The following is a 21371-nucleotide window of genomic DNA, read 5'->3' on the forward strand; positions in this document are numbered from 1 at the left end:
GGATCACCTCAGCGCCCCCTCCGCCACGGGCAGCAGGGCGCGGACGCGGAAGCAGCCGTCGTCCGCGGACACCTCCAGCCGGCCACCGGCGGCCGAGGCGCGTTCGCGCATGCCGATGAGCCCCCGTCCCCCGCCCTCCGTCGGATCACCGACGGCGTTCACCACGTCCACCTGTACGGCGGGACCGGTGAGGTCGACGGTCAGCCGCACCGGCCCCACCCCGTGGCGCTGGGCGTTGGTGAGCGCTTCCTGGGTGATGCGGTACGCGGCGGCACTGACCTGCGGCGGGAGCTCCCGGGACAGGTCCCCCACCTGCGCCTCCAGGTCCAACCCCGCGGCCCGGAAGCCCTCGATCAAGGAGGGGATGCCGGAGTGACTGGCCGCCGGGCTCGTCGCGTCCCCGTCCCGGTCGGAGCGCAGAACCCGGAGGATCTCCTGCGTCTCAGCCAGCAGGGACTTGACGCTGCCCCGGGCCGCCTCGAGGTGCCCGCGGGAGGCGTCGGCGCCCGCGGGGAGCTGCACCTCGGCGCCACCGATGTGCATGCCGACCACTGCGATCTCGTGGCCGAGGGTGTCGTGGAGGTCGCGGGCGATCCGCAGCCGCTCCTCGGCCACGCTGCGCTCGACCGCCGCGTCCCGGCCGGCGACCGCCTCGTGAGTGGCTCCTTGCAACGCCGCCCAGTACTGCCACTGTCCGCGGATGGCGCTCCCGGTGGCCGCGGCGGCCAGGGCGCTGGCGCCGGCGACGTAGGCGATGGGGTTCGCCAGCCCGAACCCGCCGGCGGCCGAGCCCAGGGCGAGGAAGTCCGCCGCGCCGATGACCAGACCGGTGAGCAGGCCGGACAGTCCGCGCAGCGCCAGCAGGAACGCCCCGAACATCGACACCTGCCACTGCACGATCGGATCGGCACCGAGGCCGTCCGCGACCAGCGGGGCCCCCGCGAGCAGCGCCAGGCCGACGAGCGGGACGCGGTAGCCCAGGACGACCCCGGCGGCGCTGACGAGGAGTGCGAGCAGCCCGCCTCCCGGGCTCTCGTGGAACGGCAGGGTGGCGGCGCCGGCGGCGAGCGCGCCGGCGATGACGAGCGGAGTGCTGACCTCGAGCACGCGTGGCCGGCGCATCCAGAACGGCGGCCGTGGCAGCTCGACCGAGGGCGGGAGCGGCCGGGTCACCGACCGATCCTCGCACCTGGGAGCCCGAGCACGGGCAGCACCACGGCGAGGACGGACCCACCGCACCGGGGCGTCTCGAGCCGGATGGTCCCGCCGGCCAGGTGCACCAGGTCGGACGGGCCCTCGAGGTCGTCCCCGTCCAGGCACGCCGTCCGGGCTCCGTGCGACGGCGCGAGGACGACGAGCAGGTCCCGGCGCTGCGGGGACCAGGTGAGCGTCACCGACAGGGCAACCGCCTCCGCAGCGCGTCCCCCCGAGCGGCACCCGACACGGTCAGGTCGGGCAGCGCACTCGCCGCGGCCACCGGGTCCGGTGTCACCACGTGCCCGGCGATCCGCGTGTCGGCGCACACCGGGGTGGCCCCACGGACGAAGGCCGCCCTCACCGCGTTCATCTCGGCGGTGTGCTGCTCGGTGGGCACGACGACTCCGTTCTCGGGGATGCGGCCGGCCCGGTCGCGCGGGGCGACCGGGCCGGCCTCGGGGTGGGGACGCGGTCAGCGTCGGCCGGCGGGCTCGAGCTCACCGATCGTGGGCCTCGCGGTCGGGGGGACCGACTCACCCTCGATGGACACCCGCGGGGTGATGCGCTCGGCCCAGCGGGGGTACCACCAGTTGCGGTCACCGAGGCGGTGCATGACCGCGGGCACCAGGACCATCCGGACCAGGAACGCGTCGACCAGCACCGCGGCGCCCATGCCGACCCCGAGCTCGGCGATGATCCGCTCACCGGTGAAGCCGAAGGAGGCGAAGACGCAGGCCATGATGACCGCGGCGGTGGCGATCACCCGGCCGGTCTCGGCCATGCCGACCCGCACGGCGCGGCGGTTGTCGCGGGTGTGGGTCCACTCCTCGTGCATGCGGCTGACCAGGAACACCTGGTAGTCCATCGACAGGCCGAAGACGATGCCGACGATCATCACCGACACGAACCCCTCGACCGGGGCGGCCGAGCCGACGCCGAACAGCTCCGAGCCCCAGCCGAACTGGAAGATCGCGGTGATCGCGCCCAGGCCGGCGGCGATGGACAGCAGGTTGGTGACCGCGCCGATCAGCGGGACCAGCACGCTGCGGAAGGCGATGGCCAGCAGGACGAACCCGAGCACGGCGACGAGCCCCAGGTACACCGGCAGCTTCGACGTCAGCGCCTCGGAGAAGTCGATGCCGCTGGCGGTGCTGCCGCCGACGTACACCTGCAGATCGGTGCCGGACTCCGCGGCCGGGACGACCTCCTCGCGCAGTGCGGTGACCAGGTCGGCGGTGGCCTCGGCCTGCCCGGTGGAGGACGGGGTCACGGTGATGACGCCGATCTCCTGGCCGGCGGCCAGCGGCGCGGCGCTGACCGCGGTGACGTCCTCGACGGAGGAGAGCTCCCCGGCCAGCTCGGTGAACGCGGCGCGGGAGGCGTCGTCGGGGGTCCGGCCCACCAGCAGCAGCTGCGCGTCGAAGCCGTCACCGAACCCGTCGGACATGGCCTGGTGGTACTGGTGGGTGACCGAGTCGGTCGGGTCGCTGCTGTCGTCCGCCGAGCCCAGTCGCATGCTCGCCACCGGCGCGGCGAGCAGGACGACGAGGGCAGCAGCGACCAGCCCGAGCAGGCCGCGGCGGCGCTGCACGGCGGTGGCCCAGCGGCCCCACAGCCCGCCGCCGGACTCGGTGACCAACTCGCCGGCGGCCAGCGCACGACGCTGCCCGCGGGACAGGACCTTGGTGCCCAGCATCGCCAGCAGTGCGGGGAGCAGCGTGAGCGCGGCGGTGACGGTGAGCAGCACGGTGACCGTGGCGCCCAGCGCCATGCCGGTGAGGATGCTGATGCCGAGGATGGTCATGCCGAGCAGGGCGATCATGACGGTCGCGCCGGCGAAGGCGACGGCCCGGCCGGAGGTGTTGACCGCCTGCGCGATGGACTCCCGCAGCGGCACGCCGGCGAGCAGCGCCCTGCGGTGGCGGTTGACGATGAACAGGGCGTAGTCGATGCCGACCCCGAGGCCGATCAGCGAGCCCATCGCCAGCGTCTGGCTGGGCAGGTCGACGACGTTGGAGCCCAGCAGCACCACGAGGGCGGAGACGCCGACGCCGACGACGCCGGTGACGATCGGCAGCAGCGCGGCCCACAGGGAGCGGAACACCAGCAGCAGGATGACCAGCGCGCACAGCACACCGATGACCTCGCCGGCGCCGCCGGCACTGATCACGGGAGCGAACGCCGCACCACCGGTCAGCGCCTCGAGCGTCGAGCCGTCGAGGGTGTCGGCGAGCTCGGTGATCCGCTCGGTGTCGGCGTCCTCGGCCAGCGTGAGGGAGGCGTAGGCGACGTCCCCGCCGGGCGAGACCTGCGCGGCGCCGGCGGCGTCGTAGGGGCTGACCACCGACTCGACGCCGGGCACGGCGGCGATCTGCGCCAGCACGTCCTGCACCTGCGCGACCACCGCGGGGTCGGTGACCTCGACTCCGTCGGTCTGCCAGACCACGTTCCCGTCCGTCGTGTCGCCGTCGTCGGGATTCGCCCCGGCCTGGGCGAGCAGTTCGTAGGCGGTGCTCGACTCGCTGCTGGGCAGGTCCGTGGAGTCGTTGAACGACGTACCGACTCCACCCACCGCCCCGCCGAGACCGAACAGGGCGGCCAACCACAAAGCGAGCACGACGAACCGCCGTCGCGCACACCAGCGAGCAAGAGCAGACACAGCAGGCCTCCGGGGATCTGAGATCAGGACTGCTGTCAGCATCGGCGCGGCAGCAGGTCCCGCCGTCGTCTCACCGGACCCACTTCACCTACTGCGAACGCAGTAGCCCGTGACCGACCGGCCACCAGGTGCGTGCCGCCGTCGGCGTCGACGCCGAACCGGGGTGAGACCGGCCCGAGGTGCCGGTCGCACGTCCCAGGTCGCGACTCCCGCCAGGTCAGGACAGCCGGACCACGTCGCCGTCCCAGCCACTGCGCGACGCTCGAGGAGTGCCGGCGCGAGACGTCTCAGGTCGAGCACTGGAGCCCAACGAGATCACGAGCCGTCACAGGCCCGTGAACAGCCGGACCTGCAGGGGCGCGTCAGCGCCTCCGGGCGCCCACCCGGGGAGCGCGGCTGGTCATGCGGTCAGCCGCGAGCGGCGACCAGAGCCGTGCGGCCGACCCGAGACCGGTAGCCGGCGACGAGCGCACGCGGACCCGTCACCGGTCCACGACGAGGGCCGGTGCGCTGCCAAGGGCAGCGGTCGAGATCGCAAGCGTTACACGTCTCGTCCGACTCACCGTGGGAGCCGCCGTCCCGCGAGGTCCGGCGGCTCCCGAGGAGCGCCCGGTCGATCAGTCGAAGACGATGACGTCGCGGGTGGTGCGCGCCCGGCGTGCACGTCCTCGTAGGCCTCGGCGACCTGGTCGAGCGTGTACTCCCTGGTCACCAGCTCGTCGAGCTCGAGCTGGCCGGCCTGGTACGCGCGCAGCAGGTTCGGCACGTCGCGACGGGGGTTCGCCTCCCCGAACAGCGAGCCCTGCAGCCGCTCCTGATCAGCGTCAGGTCACCCAGGGCGATCGGGGCGATCGGGGCGCCGACGGCGGTGATGTCGCCGAGCCCGGTGAGGACGACGGTGCCGGCCTCGCGGATGGAGGCGAGGGTCTGCGCGACGTGCTCGCCCCGCAACCACGCCGATGGTGACGGGCCGGCCCCTTCACCCCGGAAGCGCGCCACCTGTCGCTGAGCAGGTGCCACCGTCGGCTGCTGGGACGACGGCGGCCAGGAGCGGTCCAGCGACGAGAGGCCGGCCTCGGAAGGGTGCGGTGCGACCGGCCGGTACCGTCCGGTCCGGCGGTGCCGCGCGTTCCTGCTGAGCCGGACATCCCGCCTGTGAGAGGGCAGAGCCGGTCAGCCCGGACGAGGACTCCCCGGGACCTGTGAGGCTGTCGGTTCCCCCGCCCGGAGGAGGCACTCGTGACCAGGTCGGACCAGAAGCCTGATGCGCTGGTCGCGGATGAGACGTTCCACCCCGACCCTCGGCGCTGGCGAGCCCTGTCGGTGGCCCTCGTCGTGGGCTTCATGGGCGTCCTGGATCTCAGCATCGTCGCGGTGGCCCTGCCCGCGGTGAAGGAGGACCTGGGGGCCTCCCCAGCGGAAGCGCAGTGGGTGATCTCCGGGTACGCGCTCACCTTCGGTCTGGCGCTCGTGCCGGCCGGACGGCTGGGTGACGCCTTCGGCCGACGCCGCCTGTTCCTGCTCGGACTGGCCGGATTCACGCTGGGCAGCGCGGCCGCGGGGGCGGCGCCCACGGCCGGCCTGTTGATCGCCGCCCGTCTCGCCCAGGGTCTTGCCGCCGGCTTCCTCGGGCCCCAGAACACCGGACTGATCCAGCAACTGTTCCGCGGCGGCGAACGAGGACGTGCGTTCGGGCTGTACGGCGCCACCCTCGCCCTGTCCAGCACCGTCGGGCCGCTCGTCGGCGGTCTCATCCTCGCCCTCGCGGCAGGACCCGGCGGCTGGCGGTGGATCTTCTACGTCAACGTCGTGATCGGCGCCGTCGCGTTCGTCCTGGCGCTGCGACTGCTCCCCAGGGGAGGGTCCGGGAACCCCGGTTACCTCGACGGCATCGGTGCCGTGCTGCTGGGGGCCGGGGCGCTGGCACTGCTGTTCCCCCTGGTCCAGGCCGAATCCGGCGGCCTCGTCCGGCTGTGGTGGCTCTTCCCGGTCGCCATCGCCGTGTTCGCCGCCTTCGCCGCCTGGGAGCGCCGGGTGGCCCGCACCGGCCGGCAACCGGTGTTCGACCCGCGGCTGGTCACCGAGACCCGTGGCTTCGTGGCGGGTCTGGCAGTCGGCACGACCTACTTCATCGGCTTCGGCGGGATCTGGGTGATGTTCGCGATCTTCTTCCAGACCGGTCTGGGCTACAGCCCCCTGCAGTCGGGCCTGGCTGTCATGCCCTTCGCGATCGGATCGGCATCAGCGGCGGTGGTCGCCGGACGCCTGGTCGAGCGCTATGGCCGCGGAGTGACCGTCCTCGGCCTCGGCACCTCCATGCTGGGCCTCAGCGCTACGGGCGTCGTCCTCGGTCTCGTGCCACCGGAGCAGGCGGGCTGGGCTGCGGGTCCTGCCCTGCTCCTCGCCGGCACGGGCAGCGGCTGCGTCGTCTCGCCCAACATCACGCTGACGCTGGGAAACGTGCCGGTTGGACTCGCAGGGGCCGCCGGCGGGGGCCTGCAGAGCGCCCAGCGCTTCGGCACAGCCATCGGGACCGCGGTCCTGCCCGGCCTCTTCTACGTCGTCCTCGGCGCCACGGACGGCGACTTCTCCCTAGCACTGATGGCCGGTCTCGCGGTCTCGGTGTTCTTCGCGGGCCTCGCCCTGGTCATCGGCGTCGTCGACTGGCGTCTCGATCGACGCCAGGAAGCCGCGCGGCACCCGGAGGTCGGGACGTGAGTCCCCAGGAACTCCCCGGCTGAGCCGTCTCGGCCACGGCGGTCGACCAGCAGGATCTGGCGGGCCGACGGGGCGAGGCTCCACGGACGCTCCCCTCCGCGTGAAGGGTGGCAGCGCGGTCGTCGGTGCACCAGGGTGGGCGCATGGAGTACGCGCGCCTGGGCGCCACCGGTCTCGAGGTGTCCCGGATCTGCCTGGGGATGATGAGCTTCGGCGAGCCCTCCAGAGGCGGTCAGCCCTGGAGCCTGCCGGAGGAGGAGAGCCGGCGGTTGATCGAGAAGGCCCTCGCCTGCGGCATCAACTTCCTCGACACCGCGAACGTCTACTCGGCCGGATCGAGCGAGGAGATCACCGGCCGGGCGATCCGCGACCTCACGAATCGCGACGACATCGTGCTGGCCACCAAGGTGCACGGCCGGATGCACCCCGGGCCCAACGGCGCCGGCCTCTCCCGCAAGGCGATCCTGCGGGAGCTGGACGAGAGCCTGCGCCGGCTGGGCACCGACTACGTCGACCTCTACCAGATCCACCGGTGGGACCCGCACACGCCGGTCGAGGAGACCCTCGAGGCCCTCGATTCGTGCGTCCGCTCCGGCAAGGTCCGCTACCTGGGCGCCTCGTCGATGTGGGCGTGGCAGTTCGGAAAGGCCCTGCACCTGGCGGGCGAGCGTGGCTGGCACCGGTTCGTGTCGATGCAGGACCACTACAACCTGCTCAACCGTGAGGAGGAGCGGGAGATGCACCCGCTCTGCGCCGATCAGGGGATCGGCGTCATCCCGTGGAGTCCGCTGGCCCGTGGTCGGCTCACGCGTGACCAGGAGGAGACGACGAGCCGGTCGAGCGTCGATGAGTTCGCGCGGCGGCTGTACGACGAGCGCAGCGACCGGACCATCGTCGAGCGGGTCGCGGAAGTCGCCCAGGATCGCGGCACTCCGCGCGCGCAGGTGGCGCTGGCGTGGTTGCTCGCGAAGCCCGTGGTGACCGCGCCGATCGTCGGCGTCACGAAGGAGGAGCATCTGGACGACGCCGTCGCCGCTGTCGACGTGCAGCTCACCGACGAGGAGATCGCCCGACTCGAGGAGCCCTACACGCCGCGCGCGGTGGCCGGGTTCAGCTGATGCTCCCTGCGCAGTGACCGTGCACACCGCAACGCTCCGGGCCCTCCTCAGCGACGGGGCGTCCAAGGCCTGCTGACGGCTCGGTGAACCGGCCGGGGCTCGGGGGTCACCCGGTACCCGGCGCCCGGTCCGCCGGCGCTCGCCGGCCGAGTCGTCGAACGGCTGAGCGGCGCGGGCATCGCCGTCCGCGAGGACGACGAACGCGGCCACGACCACGGTGTGTGTGCCGTCCTGTTGCCAGCCTGGCCGGACGCGGACGTCCCCGTCGTCCAGCTCTCGATCGACCAGCGGTTCGATCCCGCGGAACACCTCGCCGTCGGCCGGGCCCTGGCGCCGCTGCGCTGGTCCCCGTCTGCGGACGTCGGGCGCTGTCGCTGCTGCCCGACTGCCTCATCTGCGTCGCCACCGCCGACCAGGTCGTGGGCGGCGTCCCGGAGGGCGAGGGCGGGCCCCCGGCACGGGGGCCCGCCCTCCTCACGACGCGGCGGTCAGTGCGCGATGACCGGCGCCGCGTCGGGGTCCCGCTCCAGCGCGCCGTGCGGGAGCATCAGGGCGCTGATCACCGCGCCCGCGGCGAGGATCACGGCCGACCAGGCGAACACCGTGGTGTAGCTGCTCACCGAGGCCTCGAGCAGCGCCGCCGGGTTCGACGGGTCGACGCCCACCAGGGCGTCCGTGGCCGCCGACGCGGCGAGCGCGCTCAGCACCGCGGTGGCGATCGAGCCACCGATCTGCTGGAACGTGTTCACCGCCGCCGAGGCGACACCGGCGTCCTCGGCCTGCACGCCGTACGTGGAGGCGGAGAACGCGGGCGCCATCACGAAGCCCATGCCCACGCCGACGACCGCCAGGCCCGGGACGACGCCGGTCCAGTAGCTGCTGTCGACGCCGAGCCGGGTGAGGAGCACCATCCCGCCCGCGGCGACCAGGAAGCCCAGCACGACCGGCACCTTGACGCCGATCCGGTTCACGACGTTCGACGACACCTGGGCACCGACCATCAGGGACACGATCATCGGGAGGAACGCCAGCCCCGTGGGCAGCGGCTCGTAGCCGAGCACGGTCGACATGAAGTAGGTGAGGAACAGGAAGACGCCGAACATGCCGGCCGAGGCCATGGCGATCGCCGCGTAGGCGCCACCGCGGGTGCGGTCGGTGAGCACGCGCATGGGCAGCAACGGGTTCGCCACGCGGGTCTCGACGACGACGAAGGCGGCGAGGAGCACGAGGCCGGCGCCGATGAAGCCGAGCGTGGTGCCCGAGCTCCAGCCGTCGGTCTCGGCCGAGCCCAGCCCGTAGACCAGGGAGACTAGGCCGGCGACGCTGAGCAGGGCGCCGGTCACGTCGAGGCCGGGCGCACCCGCGACGCGGGGCTCGCGGCGGGGCAGGAAGACCAGCGCGCCGATGATCGCCGCGATCGCGATCGGCACGTTCACGTAGAGGCACCAGCGCCAGGACAGGTACTCGGTGAGCGCGCCGCCCAGGATCAGGCCGACAGCACCCCCGGCACCGGAGATCGCGCCGAAGATGGCGAAGGCGCGTCCGCGCTCCTTGCCCTCGGCGAACGTGACGGTCAGCAGCGACAGGGCCGCGGGGGCGAGCATGGCACCGAAGACGCCCTGCGCCGCGCGGGCGGTGACCAGCAGACCGAAGCCCTCGGCGGCACCACCGACGGCGGAAGCGACCGCGAACCCGGTCAGCCCGACGAGGAACAGCAGCCGACGACCGAACAGGTCCGCGAGCCGGCCGCCGAGGAGCAGCAGGGAGCCGAAGGCCAGGGCGTAGGCGGTGACGATCCACTGCCGGGAGTCGTTGCCGAACCCGAGATCGGCCTGCGCCGTCGGCAGCGCGATGTTCACGATGGTCGCGTCGAGGACGACGACGAGCTGGGCCAGCGCGACGACGGCGAGGATCCACCAGCGGCGCGGGCCCCCACCCTCCGCCGTCGCGGAACTGCTCGGGGAGCTGTCCCGCTGCTCGTCGATGGTCGAGCTCATGCTGTCCTCCGAATGAAGTGGAAAGATAATTCCGTTTCCGTCGGACACGCTAGCATCAGAAACGGACAATCCATTCCACTTACTCCAAGGCGGCTCTCATGTCCTCCGTCACACCGGCGCCCGAGGTCGCGAGCCGGCCGTTGCGCCGGGATGCCGAGCGCAACCGGCAGCTCATCCTCGATGCGGCCCGTCAGGTCTTCGCCGTGCGCGGTGTCGACGCCGGCTTCGACGAGATCGCTCGCGCCGCCGGCGTCGGTGCGGCGACCGTCTACCGGCGCTTCCCGGAGCGGTCGGACCTCGTCGATGCGCTGTTCGAGCAGGATTTCGACGAGATGGTCCGCCGGGCGCAGGGCGCGGCCGCCGAGCCCGACGCCTGGACCGGGCTGTGCGGCTTCCTCCGGTGGGCGGTGGAGCTCCAGGCGCGCAACCGGGGACTCGCCCAGGTGCTCGCCGCGGCCGCGCACGGCAGCGAGCGGATCGAGCGGGACCGGGTGGAGATCGGTGGGCACATCGAGGCGGTGGTGCACCAGGCGCAGCAGGACGGGGTGCTGAGACCCGACGTCGCGGCTCTCGACCTGATGCTGACCACGCTGCTGGTCGCCCAGGTGGGCGCCGCGGATGACCCGGGCGCACGGGACCGGTCCATGACCCTCGTGCTGGACGGCTTCCTGACGCGCCGGGACCGGCCCACACCGCTGCCCTCGTCGCCCGCGACCGAGGAGGACCTGTCCCGCATCCTCGAGCCGCTCCGCCGTCCGCACCCCGCTTCACGCCCGCGGTGACCCCCTCCCGCACGGACCCCTGAGCCACGGGAGCCCGCCCGTCCCCGGCCCGGTGCTCGGGCGCCGGACGCCAGGCGTCGTCGGGGACGGTGAGCGGTGCGCCGGTGGCGGCCACCACCTCGGCCACCGGGGCCCGGCGCGGTCTCGCGCAGGACGAGCCCGTCGGCGGTGACGTCGACGAGGGCGAGGTCGGTGACGATCCGGTCGACGCAGGCCTTGCCGGTGAGCGGGCGCGGCGATGAACTCGCAGACCAGTCCGCGACTCACCGCCCGTCTCACGCGAAGAAGACCGCGGCTTCTTCCAAGATCTCGCGCTCGAGTTCCAGCTCAGCGACCTTGCGCCGCAACCGGGCCGGCTCCAGCCGCTCATCGGCGCCGAGCGCGGCCGGCCCCTCGGTTCGCTGCCGGCGCTCGGCCGCGACCCAGCTGCGCGACGTCTCGTGGTTCACCCCGAGCTCGCCGGCGACGTCACGAACGCTGCGGCGGCTGTCGAGCACCAGCTGCGCCGCTCGCTGCCGGAACTCCTTGGGGTACTCGCTCCGTCGGCCCACCCGGGCCCTCCCTCCTTGGCTGCTGCCGAGTCCGGAGGTGTTCAGCCGACGGGGGTCATTTCAGTCCGTCGTCGTACAAACGGCGAGCTCAGACGGCTGATGCGGTTGTCCGCGCATGGCTGCGGACAACTGTGAACGCCCCGCGGTGCCACACATGCCGGCACACCGCACCGCCGACCGAGGGAGCTCTCCGCGGACGGGGACCGGCGCCTGCGAGCCCGGATCACGACGCTGTCCGGTGTGTCTTGCCGTCCAGCCGCAGGATTGCGGAGGCGTCGCGGTGGCTGCCGCTGCTGCCGACGTGCTTGTCACTGATGGTGGCGCCGTTCTCGAGGACGTGGACGAAGGCCATGGCGTGACCGGGCGCCGCGTCGTAGTCGTCCCTGAGTCACGCGACGACCCCGGTCGCCTTGGTGTCCGGCCCGTAGCCGCGCTCGGCAGCCAGGTCCAGTAGCTGCCGGAGTCTGGCCCGTCGCGGTCCTGACGGCGTCGAGGCGGGCTTGGAAGGACACCGGAGCCCTTCTCGATCGGAGGACCGGTCATAGAGATCTCGGACACCGGGATGACACCCGGCAAGACGTTGCAGTCCTGAGAAACTCATCCCTCCGAGCCGTTCGTCATCGCGTGCGTTCACGCGGTTCGCTGTCGAGGCGGGGATCGCCGCAGCGACGCTGCACGCCCGCTGCCTACTGGGGCTGTCGAACACCACCCTGGCGGACGCCACTTCTCTACTTCCCCATTGACTTCGAACCCATGACCTGCGAGTTGATCTCAGAGGGGCTGGGAGCAATCGATCGATGACGAACACCCAGGTCAACATCGGTGCATGTGATCGGCTGGCGTTGATCAACTCCGGGTACTGAGGGAGGTTCCTTGGTCGTGAGTTGGTCGCGTCGTCGGGGTGCGTGCCTACTCCGCCGACCTTCGATCCACCAGGCGTCGACGAGGCTGACACCACCGTTCAAGTCCCCCCTCGGACACAGCCTCACCCCGGTGTTCCTGCAGGTCAGGGACCCGGGGTGTTCTTCTGTCTGGACCTGAACCCGGGTTCCGCAGTCTGCAGGTCGACGGGACCGGCGAGTGCGGGTGTTGACCTGCGGCGATGCGCCTCGGCACGTGTCGGGGGCGTGTCACTACACGCTCCGCCGCCCTCGGTGGCCGTATCCGAGCTGGTCAGGCGGGGGTGTAGGGCGGTGGTGCGGGGTGGTGGGGTGAGCCCGCAGGCGCGAAGAACGGTCTGGTGGGCGGTGGTGAGCTCGGTGGTCTCGGTGACCGTGCCGGTCGGCCCGGGGAGGGTGACCGCGTGCAGCCGACGCAGCTCGCGGCCCAGGGCCGGCCAGTCCTCCTCAGGCGTCGACGAGGGGCAGGTGTTCGTGGACGACCGAAGCCATGTCGACCGAGTCGTCGGAGGTGGTCGGCTGATACGAATGGAATTGCCCGGGATGCAGGAGGCGTGACCAACGTGATGTCGAGGTCTTCAGTAGCCGTCGTAGCGATCGGGCAGCCCGATCCTTCGGCTGAATACGCCGTTCGACTCCATGTTCGAGTACGCGGGTGACGCAGACCGTCCCGGTACACTTTAATGAGGTTTTCTCACCAGGATTGGCCGTCCACGCACGGCGAGGAGAAGCATCCCTGCAGGTCAGGCCCATGTGTCAGCAGAGAGTCGACTGCCACGTGGCGGGAGCCTGCCCCGCGGCGCCGCGCTCGAAGTTCCTGACGACCCGCTGCAGTGCTGACCAGCGACGCCGACCGCACCCTTCAACCGAGTGCGGATTCCTGGTGAGAAAACCTCAATGTGGAGGCCAATCTGGCTCTTGGAGGGCTCGAATGCGTCCTGGGGGGCGCCGGTACGAGCGGCGACGGAGGAGGCGGGTCCGCCACCACGTGCTCCGCGATCCTCGCCGCACAGGCGTCACCGGCGAGCGGTCCTCTCGACGAGGGGTTGCGCTGTAGCGCGCACGTCTGACCCGTCCTGTGATGGCGAGGCGGTGTCGCCGGTCTGAGCGGCGGGAAGGTCGATGCGGCGGTTCAGGCGCTTGGGGGCAGCACCTCGCGACAGAAGTCGATGAAAGTCCGTGCTCTATGGGTCAGGCGCGCCGCCTTGGCCTGGGCGAGTACGACGTCGACGCAGCGGATGTCGTCTGCGATCTCCTGGTACTTCAACGGCGGCCCGGCGTACGTCGTCGCAGGCGAGGGTCGCTGCAGAACCAAGGAGTACCCAACGCCACAAGCGACGAGCGAGCGGAGGGCTTCCGCCGTCGTTGCCCTGAAGGACACCTTGGGCTCGACGCCTGCGCCGCGCAGGACCTCGCGGTACAGATCCTCACTCGGGGGCATGTCGGGCATGACCATGGGCTCATCGCGGAGGTCAGCGAGGAGCATCGGGCCGCTCTCGCGCGCGAGCTGGTGATCCGCCGGCAGGATCACGTACGGACGAAGGGTGTAGAGCCGCGTGGTCGCGACAGCAGGACCGATCCCGGTCTCGTACATGAGGGCGACCTCGCAACGACCGTCGAGCAGCCGCTGACGAAGCTCGTCGACCGAACCCTCGAAGAGCTTGATGTCGACCAGCGGATGTCGTCGCGGGAATGTGCTGAGGATCCGGGGAACCACGAAGGGCGTCAGGGGCGGGTAGCAGCCGAGAGTGAGCGTGCCCTCGACGGACTGGCCCAGGCCCTGCACCATGGAGTGCAGATCATCCGCGTGCGCGAGCAGGCGGCGGATCTCCGGGAGGACGGTCCGCCCGACATCGGTGAGGGTCACGCCCTTGGCCTTGCGCCGCATGAAGAGCTGGACGCCGAGGGCTCGTTCCAGGTCCGCGACGGCCATCGAGACTGCCGCCTGGGACACGTTGAGCTGTTCGGCTGCGCCGGACATCGTGCCGTCGTCGGCCACGGCCAGCGCGTATTCGAGTTGGCGCAGGGTGATTCGCGAGCTCGCCGTCGGCACGCAACGAGCTTAGGCGGTGCATCAGCTGGGCTTATGTGATGCCTAAGAAACTTGCGATTTACAGCGGCCCAGGGCCGCCGGAATGCTGTGATCAGGTTCACACCACCAGGTCGCTCACGTTGTACCAACACGCGAACCCATGCCCGTCCGGGGTCGTGAAGGCGCCGACCGGACGCTGTGATGCGGGCCGCAGCCCAACGGTGCGCGCGCGACCTTCCCCTGGAGGAAGCAATGGCCGACATCCGCGAGACCCCTGACGCGACCACCGAGCGCACGCCACTGAACTTCCTGGGTGGCGAGGGGGCCATGGCGCGCTATCCCGAGATGCGCGAGCGCGAGCCGGTGGCCCGCGAGGAGCCTTTCGGCGGGTACTGGGTGCTGACCAGGTACGCCGACGTGTCGAAGGCGGCGCGGGACTGGAAGACCTTCCGCGCCGGCCAGCCGTTCGTGGAGCTCCCCGACTTCCCGAAGGTGATCCCGCAGACCATCGACCCGCCCGAGCACTCGATGTACCGCAAGGTGCTCAACGCCTACTTCACCCCCGAGTACATCGAGAATCTGCGTCCCGCCGTGGAGCGCTACGTCGACGAGCACGTGACGACCCTGCTGGAGGGCGGCCGAGGGGAGGTTGTGACGGAGCTGGCCGCCATGCTCCCGATGCGGGTGCTGGCGGCGCTGATGAGCATGCCCGAGGAGACCTACCTGGTCTTCATGGAGGGCTTCGAGAAGATCATGGCGGCAGGCAGCGACCCGGAAGCGCTCAACGCGCTGGTCTCGGACTACTGGGCCCCGACGGTGAACGCGCTCATCGCCGACCGCACGGCCAACCCGCGGGACCCCGCGACAGACCTGATGTCCGGGGTGCTGGCGGCTACCGGTCCGGACGGGCAGCCGTGGGGGCCGGAGGTTGCCGGCGCCATCGCGGTGCTGCTCTTCAGCGCCGGTTCGGAGACCACCACCAACGCGTTGACGTCGATGCTGCACCACCTGGCCACACACCCCGAGGACCAGCAGCGTCTGCGCCTGGAGCCCGAGTTGATCCCGGCGTTCGTGGAGGAGATCCTGCGTCTGTACCCGCCACTGCACCAGCTCGCCCGCAACACCACCAAGGACGTGGAGCTGCACGGGGTGACGATGCCGGCCGGGGATCTAGTCGCGCTGAGCTGGGCAGCGGCCAATCGCGACCCCGATGCCTTCCCCGAGCCTGATCGGGCCATCTTCGACAGGCCGCGGGAGCGGACCCACCTGACGATGGGGATGGGCCCACATCAGTGCCTCGGCGCACCCGTCGCCCGGCTGGAACTGGCCCTCGTCTGCGAGAAGATCCTGGCCCGCACCGGGAACATCCGCCTCGAGGGCCCGACCGAGCCCGCGCCGATGATCCCGCTGCGCAGCGGCTACAGCGTCCTGCACCTGGCGTTCGACTGAGCACCCCCGTCGCTGACTCGCCGAGGGGTCCGCGTTCTCCGGAGCATGGAGCGTCGTCCTGGCGGAACGTCACCACCCGCGGCCTCTCTGAACCGGGCCGGTACCTGTCTCCCCGGAGGATCCCGTGCACACGACCCACGACAGGTGGACCTGCGACTGACCGTCGTTTCCCGCACCGAGGGGCCGAGGGCGTCGTCGTCCTCGACCTGCACGACCCGTTGGGCACCGAGCTGCCGGCCTGGGCGCCCGGCGCGCACATCGACCTGAACCTGCCCGACGGCGTCATCCGTCAGTACTCGCTGTGCGGTGACCCCGCGGACCGGTTCGTGTGGCAGATCGGGGTGTTGCGCGAGCCCACGGGTCGAGGCGGGTCGGTTCACGTGCACGACGAGCTGACCGAGGGCAGTGAGGTCGACGTCCGCGGGCCGCGCAACAACTTCCCGCTGGTCCCCGCCCCGCGGTACGTCCTCATCGCCGGCGGCATCGGGATCACCCCGATCCTGCCGATGCTGAGCGCCGCACAGGCCGCCGGCTCCCAGGTCGAGCTGCACTACGGCGGTCGCAGCCGCCGTTCCATGGCGTTCCTGGAGTCCCTGGCCGTGATCACCGAGACGCCGGTCACGGTGCACCCGCAGGACGAAGTCGGCCTCATCGACCTGGACGCGATCCCGGGCACCCCGCGGCCGGACACCCTCGTCTACGGCTGCGGCCCCGAGCCCCTGCTCCAGGCGGTGGAGAAGCACTGCGGCAACTGACCCTCGGGGTCGCTGCACGTCGAGCGTTTCTCACCCAAGGAGGTCGGCGAGCCCGTCCTGGCCAGGGCCTTCGAGGTGGAGCTCGCCCGAAGCGGCATGACCCTCACCGTCCCCCGGACCGCTCGATCCTCGACGTCGCCGAGGAAGCCGGCGTCCCGGTGCTGTCCTCCTGCCAGGAGGGCACGTGCGGCACCTGCGAGACACCCGTCCTGGACGGCCAGGTCGACCACCGCGACTCACTCCTCACGCCGGACGAGCAGGAAGCCAACGACACCCTGTTCATCTGCGTCTCCCGCGCCGCCTGCCCCAGGCTGGTCCTCGACCTCTGATCCGGCCGCACCTCGTGGTCGGACCGTCAGCGATGGCCGCCCAACTGGCGACCGCACTGGGCGGACACTCATCCTGTTCGGGTGTCACCGGCTGATCTGGGGGACTCGTGAGGTGGCCGCGTGGCCGGAGGACCCTCCAGGCCGGCTCTGGCGGGCGTGCGTGCGTGCAAGGCCCTGACGAGGCCGGCCGAGCTCCCGATGGGCCGCCCTCGTTGTGGTGCTTCCAGAAGGGGTCGACGCACACCGTGGCGTCCGCCCGAGCTGGCGACCCGCGGTCCGCGGCGGCGCCGCTCGTCCCACGTTGGAGTACGCCGTGACCGAGCACTTCGCTGGAGCACCTTTCGAGCCGACCATGGGTCTGCGGTGGGCCATCAAGACTTCCTTCATCGAATACGTCCAGCGATTGCCGGACGGCAGAGGTTGGGTGGGAGGAGGGGCCGTGCCCGTCCGCGGGAACGAAGTGGTCTTCCCGCCGTCCAGGCAGGGATCCGGCCGACGGAGCATGGCCCCCCTGATCGGTTCTGGGCCTTCGGCGGGGACATCCGTTTCACCGGCCACTTCGGCATGCTCTTCGTTCGCATCGCGTTCCCGGTTCTCACCCTCCGTGACGGCAGAGCAGAACTCACGGTCGCCGGCCAGTCCGGAGAGGAGCCGGCCGAACGGGTGCCACTGGTCACGCTCCGTTTGGAGGCAAGACCGGCTCCCGAGGGAATCGAGATGTGGAGCGGTACGGCCGTGAGGCTCACCCAGGGCGGAGTGGCCTTGTTCAACGACGTCTACCCAGCCGGTGAAGCCTTCGACCCGCTTACGCTGACGCTGCCGACCGTCGACCTGATTGACCACGATTGAACCTCGATGCTCGATCGGCCGCAGACGACTTCGGCTCGAAGGTCGAGGTTCGAACTGCCCAGGATCCCTGCGACTCCGCTTGCCCGGGTGACCCCGAGCCGGACAGCGCACCGGCCCGGTCCACCCCGGCGTCGTCGGGGTGACCCCGGGCCGGCCCGCCCGTCAGGCCCGGTGACCCGGGGACCGACGAGCGCGGGTGTGCGGTCAGTGCGCGCTCAGCCGACGACGGTCTTGCCGCTCAGGAGGGACTTGGCCACCACGGTGCGGACCCGTCGTTGGTGCCCTCGCCGATGCTCATCAGCGGGGCGTCCCGGTAGAGGCGCTCGATCTCGTACTCACTGGAGCGGCCGGCCAGGACGTCGGGCCACCTCGACGACGGTTCGCTGACCGAACAGGTGGCTAGGCGCTGTGCATCGAGCCCGGTCCTGGCGCACGCGCGGCAGCCGACAGCGGTGAACGTCTCGAGCAGCTGGAACGCGCCGTGGCGGTGCTGGAGTCCTTCGACCGCGAGCACCCCGCGATGACCCTCAGCGAGGTCGCGCAGCTGACCGGCATGACCCGCGCCGCAGCCCGGCGCATCCTGCGCTCGCTCGGGCACCTGAAGTCCGACGGCCGCGAGTTCTCCCTCACGCCCAGGGTCTGAGCCTGGGCTGGAACTACTTCGCCTCCCTGGGTGTCGACGAGATCGCCCGCCCGGTGATCGCCGAGACGGTCGAGCGGCTGAACGAGTCCTGTTCCATGGCGACCCTCGACCTGCCCGACATCGTCTACGTCGCCCGGGTGCACCCGCAGCGGGTGATGACCATCGGCGGCGGCGTGGGCAGCCGCCTCCCGGCCGCCACCACGGCCGCCGGCCGGGTGCTGCTCGCCGCGCTCGACGAGCCGGCCCTGGAGGCCTACCTGGCCGGTCACCCGCTGCGGCAGCACACCCCGCCGTCGGTCACCGATACCGACGAGTTCCGGGCCCGGCTCGACCAGGTCCGCGAGCAGGGCTGGTGCCTGGTCGACCAGGAGCTCGAGATCGGCCTGCGGGCCATCTCGGTCCCGGTCACCGGACGGCACGGCCGGACCAGCGCCGCCCTCAGCGTCTCGTCCAACGCTGCCCGGACGACGCTGGCCCACCTCCGGCGCGAGTGCCTCCCGCCGCTGCGGGAGGCCGCCGCCACGATCTCCGCCGCGCTGTCCCGGCCGGACGCCCGCGGCACCACCCGCTGAGTCCGGCCGGGCGCGCACCGGTCCGGGCCGGCAGCCCGGTCCCGGTGCGCGCCCGGCTGCGTCACACGCTCAGCACCGGGTTTCGGCACCCGCCGCACCTCCAGGCCCAGCACCTCACCGGCCTGGTCGAGCTGCTCGTGGATCTGGCCGGCGACCGGGGTCCCGTTGTCCATGAAGACGACGACCGTCCCCGGCTCCGGCAGCTGGGCGAGCGGCTCGGTGATCGGGAACTCCGTCGGCGGCTTCGTCAGCGGCTCGGTCACCTCCTGGGCGGCGGCCACGTCCACACCCGCCCCACCGCTGCCGCCGCTGTCTGCAGCGTCGTCCGACGAGCCGCCCGGAAGAGCTGTCCGACGGCGTCGGAGGTGCGGCGGGATCAGCAGCGACGCCCCCGCGCCGTGCTGCTCGGGCACATCCCCGGCCTGCTCACACGCTCCCGGGGTCAGGTACGGGCACGGCATCGCCCCGTTCGACGGCCTCCAGCGCCGCGAGGACGACGTCCCCGGGCTGCGGCTGCACGAACCGGGTGGACGGCGCGATCGCGTAGCCGCGGTCGTGCCGGTCGACGTCTGCGAGCGCGGCGGACAGGCTCTCGATCGACCACTGCTCTCCGTTGTTGTTCAAGTGGGTGCTCGCGCTGAACCCGCTGAACAGGAACAGGTCGTCCCCCTCGACCCCGAAGACCCGCCCGGTGAAGGTGCACGCGGGCGAGGCCAGATAGGTGACCACCGCTGACGCGTGCTCGGGCGCGATGCGGTCGAAGCCCTCGTGCACGGGCGCTACGACGTCGGCGAACATCGGTACGGCCTCGGTCAGCCGGGTGCGTGCGATGGGGGCGATCGCGTTGACCCGGACGCCCAGCTCGGCGAGGTCACCGGCGGAGGTGAAGGTCAGCGCGAGCACGCCGGCCTTCGAGACGCAGTAGGCAGGGGTACCGGGCATCGGGTTGGTCCCGGCCGGGGAGCTGGTGTTGACGATGGCCCGTCCGGCCTCGGCGCCGGCCTGACGCCAGTGCGCGGCGGCCCAGTGTGAGACCGCCGCGGTCCCGGTCAGGTTGATGCCGATGACCCTGTTCCAGTCCTCGCCGGTCTCCTGGTCGATCGGGGCGAACCGGCTGATGCCCGCGTTGTTGACGACGATGTCCAGGCGCCCGAAGGCGGACAGCGCGGTGTCGACGACGCCCTTGGCCCCGTCCCAGTCCGAGACGTCGGTCGCGTCCTGGACCGCCTGCCCGCCCGCTGCCTCGATCTCGGCCACGACGGACGCGGCGAGCTGGGTGTCGCGGCCGCCGCCGTCCATGCCGATGCCGATGTCGTTCACCACGACGGCGGCCCCGGCGCGGGCCAGGGCCAGGGCGTGGGTCCGCCCCAGACCCCGCCCGGCCCCGGTCACGATGGCCACCTTGCCCTGCAGGACTCCGCTCACGTCTTCTCCTCGTCCGGTCTGATCTGGGATCACGAGCCCGGTGCTAGGCGTTCGCGCCGGCCGGTACGGGGACGTCCCAGGCGACCACCAGGCCGCTGACGACGCTCTGGACGGCGGTGCCCCACATGCGCTGCACCTCGTGCCCCGGGACCCGCCGGGCGCCGGGCAGCTGGTCGAGCAGGGCCTCGATGGCCTGCCGGGTCTCGACCCGGGCCAGCATGGCGCCCATGCAGGAGTGGCTCCCCTTGCCGAAGCCCAGGTGCTTGAGCGCGTCGCGGCGGCGGGGGTCGTACCGCTCCGCGCCCTCCCACACCGACTCGTCGCGCCCGGTGGACCATATGTGCACGGCCAGCAGCGAGTCCTTCGGGATGGCGACGCCGTCGATCTCGGTGTCGAGGAGCACCTTGCGGTAGGTCAACCGGCCGACGTGGTCGTACCGGAGCTCCTCCTCGATCATCGTGTCGAGCATCGTGCGGTCGGCATCGGCCGCGCGCCACAGCGCGCCCCCGTCGCCGAGCATCCGCGCCACCATCTGCGCGATGAGGTTCACCGTGGTGTCACCGCCGGCGATGATCGACAGCAGCACGACACCGAAGACCTCGGTGTCGGTGAGGGCCTGCTCGCCGTCCACGGTCGCGGTGATGAGGTCGGTGAGGAAGTCCCCCTGGCCCCGCGGGTTGCGCCGCCGGTCGTCGATGACGTCGAGCGCGAAGCGGCGGAACGCCGCCTGCTCCCGGCCGAGCTCGATCAGCTCGGCGTCGGTGACGGTCGGGTCACCGAACACCCGCATGCACTCCGCGACCCACCGGTGGAGGTCGTCCTCGTGGGCCCTGTCGATCCCGAGGATGGAGAGCATCAGCCGCATGGGGATCTTGCGCGCGTAGGCGGGGATGAGGTCCGCCTCGCCGGACGCCTGGAACTCGGCGATGGTCTCGTCCGCGACCTGGCGGCACAGGTCGGTCGCGCCGAGGGCGTTCCGGCGCATGAACGGCACCTGCGCGAGCTTCCGCACCCGCGGGTGGGTGGTCGAGTTCTGGAACGGGGCGATGGCGTCGGTGGCGAACCCGTCCGGGAGCAGCTCCCGGAGCTCGTCGGGCATCGGCCGGTTGATGAAGGGGATCTGCGCGAAGGTCTCCTGGTCCATGAAGACCTTCGCGACGTCCGCGTGCCTGGTCACGATGTACGCCCCGAGCTGGGGGTTGAAGAAGACCGGCGCCTCGCGGCGGGAGAACGCCATCACCACGGACGGGTCCGCGATCTGGGCGGGCTCGAGGGGCTCGAAGCCGTGCAGCACCGGGCAACCGCCGGGGCCGTCGTGGGTGATCCTCAGTTCAGGCTCTGCCCCTGCGGCTGCCTGGGTGTCGGTCATCGGTCACTCCTGTCTCGCTCGGCTGGA

General features: G+C 71.7%; 19 protein-coding genes and 1 pseudogene. 9 read left to right on the forward strand and 11 right to left on the reverse strand.

Features of this window, described 5'->3' with window-relative positions:
- Nucleotides 1-3 precede the first annotated feature (3 nt).
- From ACU616_RS23905 to ACU616_RS23925, 5 genes are all read right to left on the reverse strand, one after another.
- Nucleotides 4-1173, reverse strand: a complete 1170-nt coding sequence (locus tag ACU616_RS23905) for a sensor histidine kinase (protein WP_446760898.1) — start codon at nt 1171-1173, stop codon at nt 4-6.
- Nucleotides 1170-1394 (reverse strand): hypothetical protein, encoded by a 225-nt coding sequence (locus ACU616_RS23910; RefSeq protein ID WP_446760899.1) that lies wholly within the window; start codon nt 1392-1394, stop codon nt 1170-1172. The genes ACU616_RS23905 and ACU616_RS23910 overlap by 4 nt, the downstream gene beginning before the upstream one ends.
- Complete coding sequence (locus ACU616_RS23915) at nt 1391-1594, reverse strand: hypothetical protein (protein WP_446760900.1); 204 nt, start codon at nt 1592-1594, stop codon at nt 1391-1393. Before ACU616_RS23915 ends, ACU616_RS23910 begins: the two co-directional genes overlap by 4 nt.
- Nucleotides 1595-1669: 75 nt before the next feature.
- Nucleotides 1670-3799, reverse strand: coding sequence for an MMPL family transporter (locus ACU616_RS23920; protein WP_446760901.1), 2130 nt, complete (start codon nt 3797-3799; stop codon nt 1670-1672).
- A gap of 616 nt (nt 3800-4415) precedes the next feature.
- Nucleotides 4416-4622 carry a hypothetical protein gene (locus ACU616_RS23925; protein WP_446760902.1) on the reverse strand — a complete coding sequence of 69 codons (207 nt, stop codon included), beginning with the start codon at nt 4620-4622 and terminating at the stop codon, nt 4416-4418.
- Nucleotides 4623-5095: 473 nt separating this feature from the next.
- Between ACU616_RS23925 and ACU616_RS23930 the strand changes: the two genes are divergently transcribed.
- Nucleotides 5096-6574 (forward strand): MFS transporter, encoded by a 1479-nt coding sequence (locus tag ACU616_RS23930; protein ID WP_446760903.1) that lies wholly within the window; start codon nt 5096-5098, stop codon nt 6572-6574.
- 143 nt (nt 6575-6717) lie between these two features.
- Nucleotides 6718-7692 (forward strand): aldo/keto reductase, encoded by a 975-nt coding sequence (locus ACU616_RS23935; RefSeq protein ID WP_446760904.1) that lies wholly within the window; start codon nt 6718-6720, stop codon nt 7690-7692.
- A gap of 488 nt (nt 7693-8180) precedes the next feature.
- On the opposite strand, the gene ACU616_RS23940 is transcribed toward ACU616_RS23935, so the two are convergent.
- Nucleotides 8181-9689 (reverse strand): MFS transporter, encoded by a 1509-nt coding sequence (locus tag ACU616_RS23940; protein ID WP_446760905.1) that lies wholly within the window; start codon nt 9687-9689, stop codon nt 8181-8183.
- Between the two features lie 98 nt (nt 9690-9787).
- Here ACU616_RS23940 and ACU616_RS23945 point away from each other — a divergent pair, with 98 nt between their 5' ends.
- Both ACU616_RS23945 and ACU616_RS23950 read left to right on the forward strand, forming a co-directional pair.
- A complete protein-coding gene (locus ACU616_RS23945) occupies nt 9788-10471 on the forward strand; it encodes a TetR/AcrR family transcriptional regulator (protein WP_446760906.1) in 684 nt (227 codons plus the stop codon).
- A 104-nt stretch (nt 10472-10575) separates the two neighbouring features.
- Nucleotides 10576-10713 (forward strand): hypothetical protein, encoded by a 138-nt coding sequence (locus ACU616_RS23950; protein WP_446760907.1) that lies wholly within the window; start codon nt 10576-10578, stop codon nt 10711-10713.
- 33 nt (nt 10714-10746) lie between these two features.
- Here ACU616_RS23950 and ACU616_RS23955 read toward each other — a convergent pair whose 3' ends face one another.
- From ACU616_RS23955 to ACU616_RS23965, 3 genes are all read right to left on the reverse strand, one after another.
- Complete coding sequence (locus tag ACU616_RS23955; protein ID WP_446760908.1) at nt 10747-11022, reverse strand: transposase; 276 nt, start codon at nt 11020-11022, stop codon at nt 10747-10749.
- A gap of 223 nt (nt 11023-11245) precedes the next feature.
- Nucleotides 11246-11374: a hypothetical protein gene (locus ACU616_RS23960; RefSeq protein WP_446760909.1), complete on the reverse strand. Its 129-nt coding sequence runs from the start codon at nt 11372-11374 to the stop codon at nt 11246-11248.
- Nucleotides 11375-13053: 1679 nt separating this feature from the next.
- On the reverse strand, nt 13054-13974 hold the full coding sequence (locus tag ACU616_RS23965; protein WP_446760910.1) for a LysR substrate-binding domain-containing protein: 921 nt from the start codon (nt 13972-13974) through the stop codon (nt 13054-13056).
- 231 nt (nt 13975-14205) lie between these two features.
- Here ACU616_RS23965 and ACU616_RS23970 point away from each other — a divergent pair, with 231 nt between their 5' ends.
- The 5 genes and pseudogenes from ACU616_RS23970 to ACU616_RS23990 all read left to right on the forward strand — a co-directional run bounded on the left by ACU616_RS23970 (nt 14206) and on the right by ACU616_RS23990 (nt 18550).
- Nucleotides 14206-15402 (forward strand): cytochrome P450, encoded by a 1197-nt coding sequence (locus ACU616_RS23970; RefSeq protein WP_446760911.1) that lies wholly within the window; start codon nt 14206-14208, stop codon nt 15400-15402.
- Between the two features lie 182 nt (nt 15403-15584).
- A pseudogene (locus tag ACU616_RS23975) lies at nt 15585-16486 on the forward strand (PDR/VanB family oxidoreductase); the annotation flags it as partial.
- Between the two features lie 198 nt (nt 16487-16684).
- Nucleotides 16685-17335 carry an HtaA domain-containing protein gene (locus tag ACU616_RS23980; RefSeq protein WP_446761524.1) on the forward strand — a complete coding sequence of 217 codons (651 nt, stop codon included), beginning with the start codon at nt 16685-16687 and terminating at the stop codon, nt 17333-17335.
- A gap of 481 nt (nt 17336-17816) precedes the next feature.
- Nucleotides 17817-17978 carry a helix-turn-helix domain-containing protein gene (locus tag ACU616_RS23985; protein ID WP_446760912.1) on the forward strand — a complete coding sequence of 54 codons (162 nt, stop codon included), beginning with the start codon at nt 17817-17819 and terminating at the stop codon, nt 17976-17978.
- Nucleotides 17979-18004: 26 nt separating this feature from the next.
- Nucleotides 18005-18550, forward strand: a complete 546-nt coding sequence (locus ACU616_RS23990; protein WP_446761525.1) for an IclR family transcriptional regulator domain-containing protein — start codon at nt 18005-18007, stop codon at nt 18548-18550.
- A 426-nt stretch (nt 18551-18976) separates the two neighbouring features.
- Here ACU616_RS23990 and ACU616_RS23995 read toward each other — a convergent pair whose 3' ends face one another.
- Together ACU616_RS23995 and ACU616_RS24000 are read right to left on the reverse strand one after the other, a co-directional pair.
- A complete protein-coding gene (locus ACU616_RS23995) occupies nt 18977-19975 on the reverse strand; it encodes an SDR family NAD(P)-dependent oxidoreductase (RefSeq protein ID WP_446760913.1) in 999 nt (332 codons plus the stop codon).
- Nucleotides 19976-20018: 43 nt separating this feature from the next.
- Nucleotides 20019-21344 (reverse strand): cytochrome P450, encoded by a 1326-nt coding sequence (locus ACU616_RS24000; protein WP_446760914.1) that lies wholly within the window; start codon nt 21342-21344, stop codon nt 20019-20021.
- Between the last annotated feature and the right edge of the window lie 27 nt (nt 21345-21371).

The sequence above is a fragment of the Geodermatophilus sp. URMC 62 genome, from assembly GCF_052931475.1.

What these genes read in the sequence shown, in the direction of transcription:
- ACU616_RS23960 (WP_446760909.1), bottom strand. Translation starts at nt 11,374, where the DNA reads ATGGCCTTCGTCCACGTCCTCGAGAACGGCGCCACCATCAGTGACAAG.
- ACU616_RS23940 (WP_446760905.1), bottom strand. Translation starts at nt 9,689, where the DNA reads ATGAGCTCGACCATCGACGAGCAGCGGGACAGCTCCCCGAGCAGTTCC.
- ACU616_RS23935 (WP_446760904.1), top strand. Translation starts at nt 6,718, where the DNA reads ATGGAGTACGCGCGCCTGGGCGCCACCGGTCTCGAGGTGTCCCGGATC.
- ACU616_RS24000 (WP_446760914.1), bottom strand. Translation starts at nt 21,344, where the DNA reads ATGACCGACACCCAGGCAGCCGCAGGGGCAGAGCCTGAACTGAGGATC.
- ACU616_RS23970 (WP_446760911.1), top strand. Translation starts at nt 14,206, where the DNA reads ATGGCCGACATCCGCGAGACCCCTGACGCGACCACCGAGCGCACGCCA.
- ACU616_RS23945 (WP_446760906.1), top strand. Translation starts at nt 9,788, where the DNA reads ATGTCCTCCGTCACACCGGCGCCCGAGGTCGCGAGCCGGCCGTTGCGC.
- ACU616_RS23980 (WP_446761524.1), top strand. Translation starts at nt 16,685, where the DNA reads ATGGGCCGCCCTCGTTGTGGTGCTTCCAGAAGGGGTCGACGCACACCG.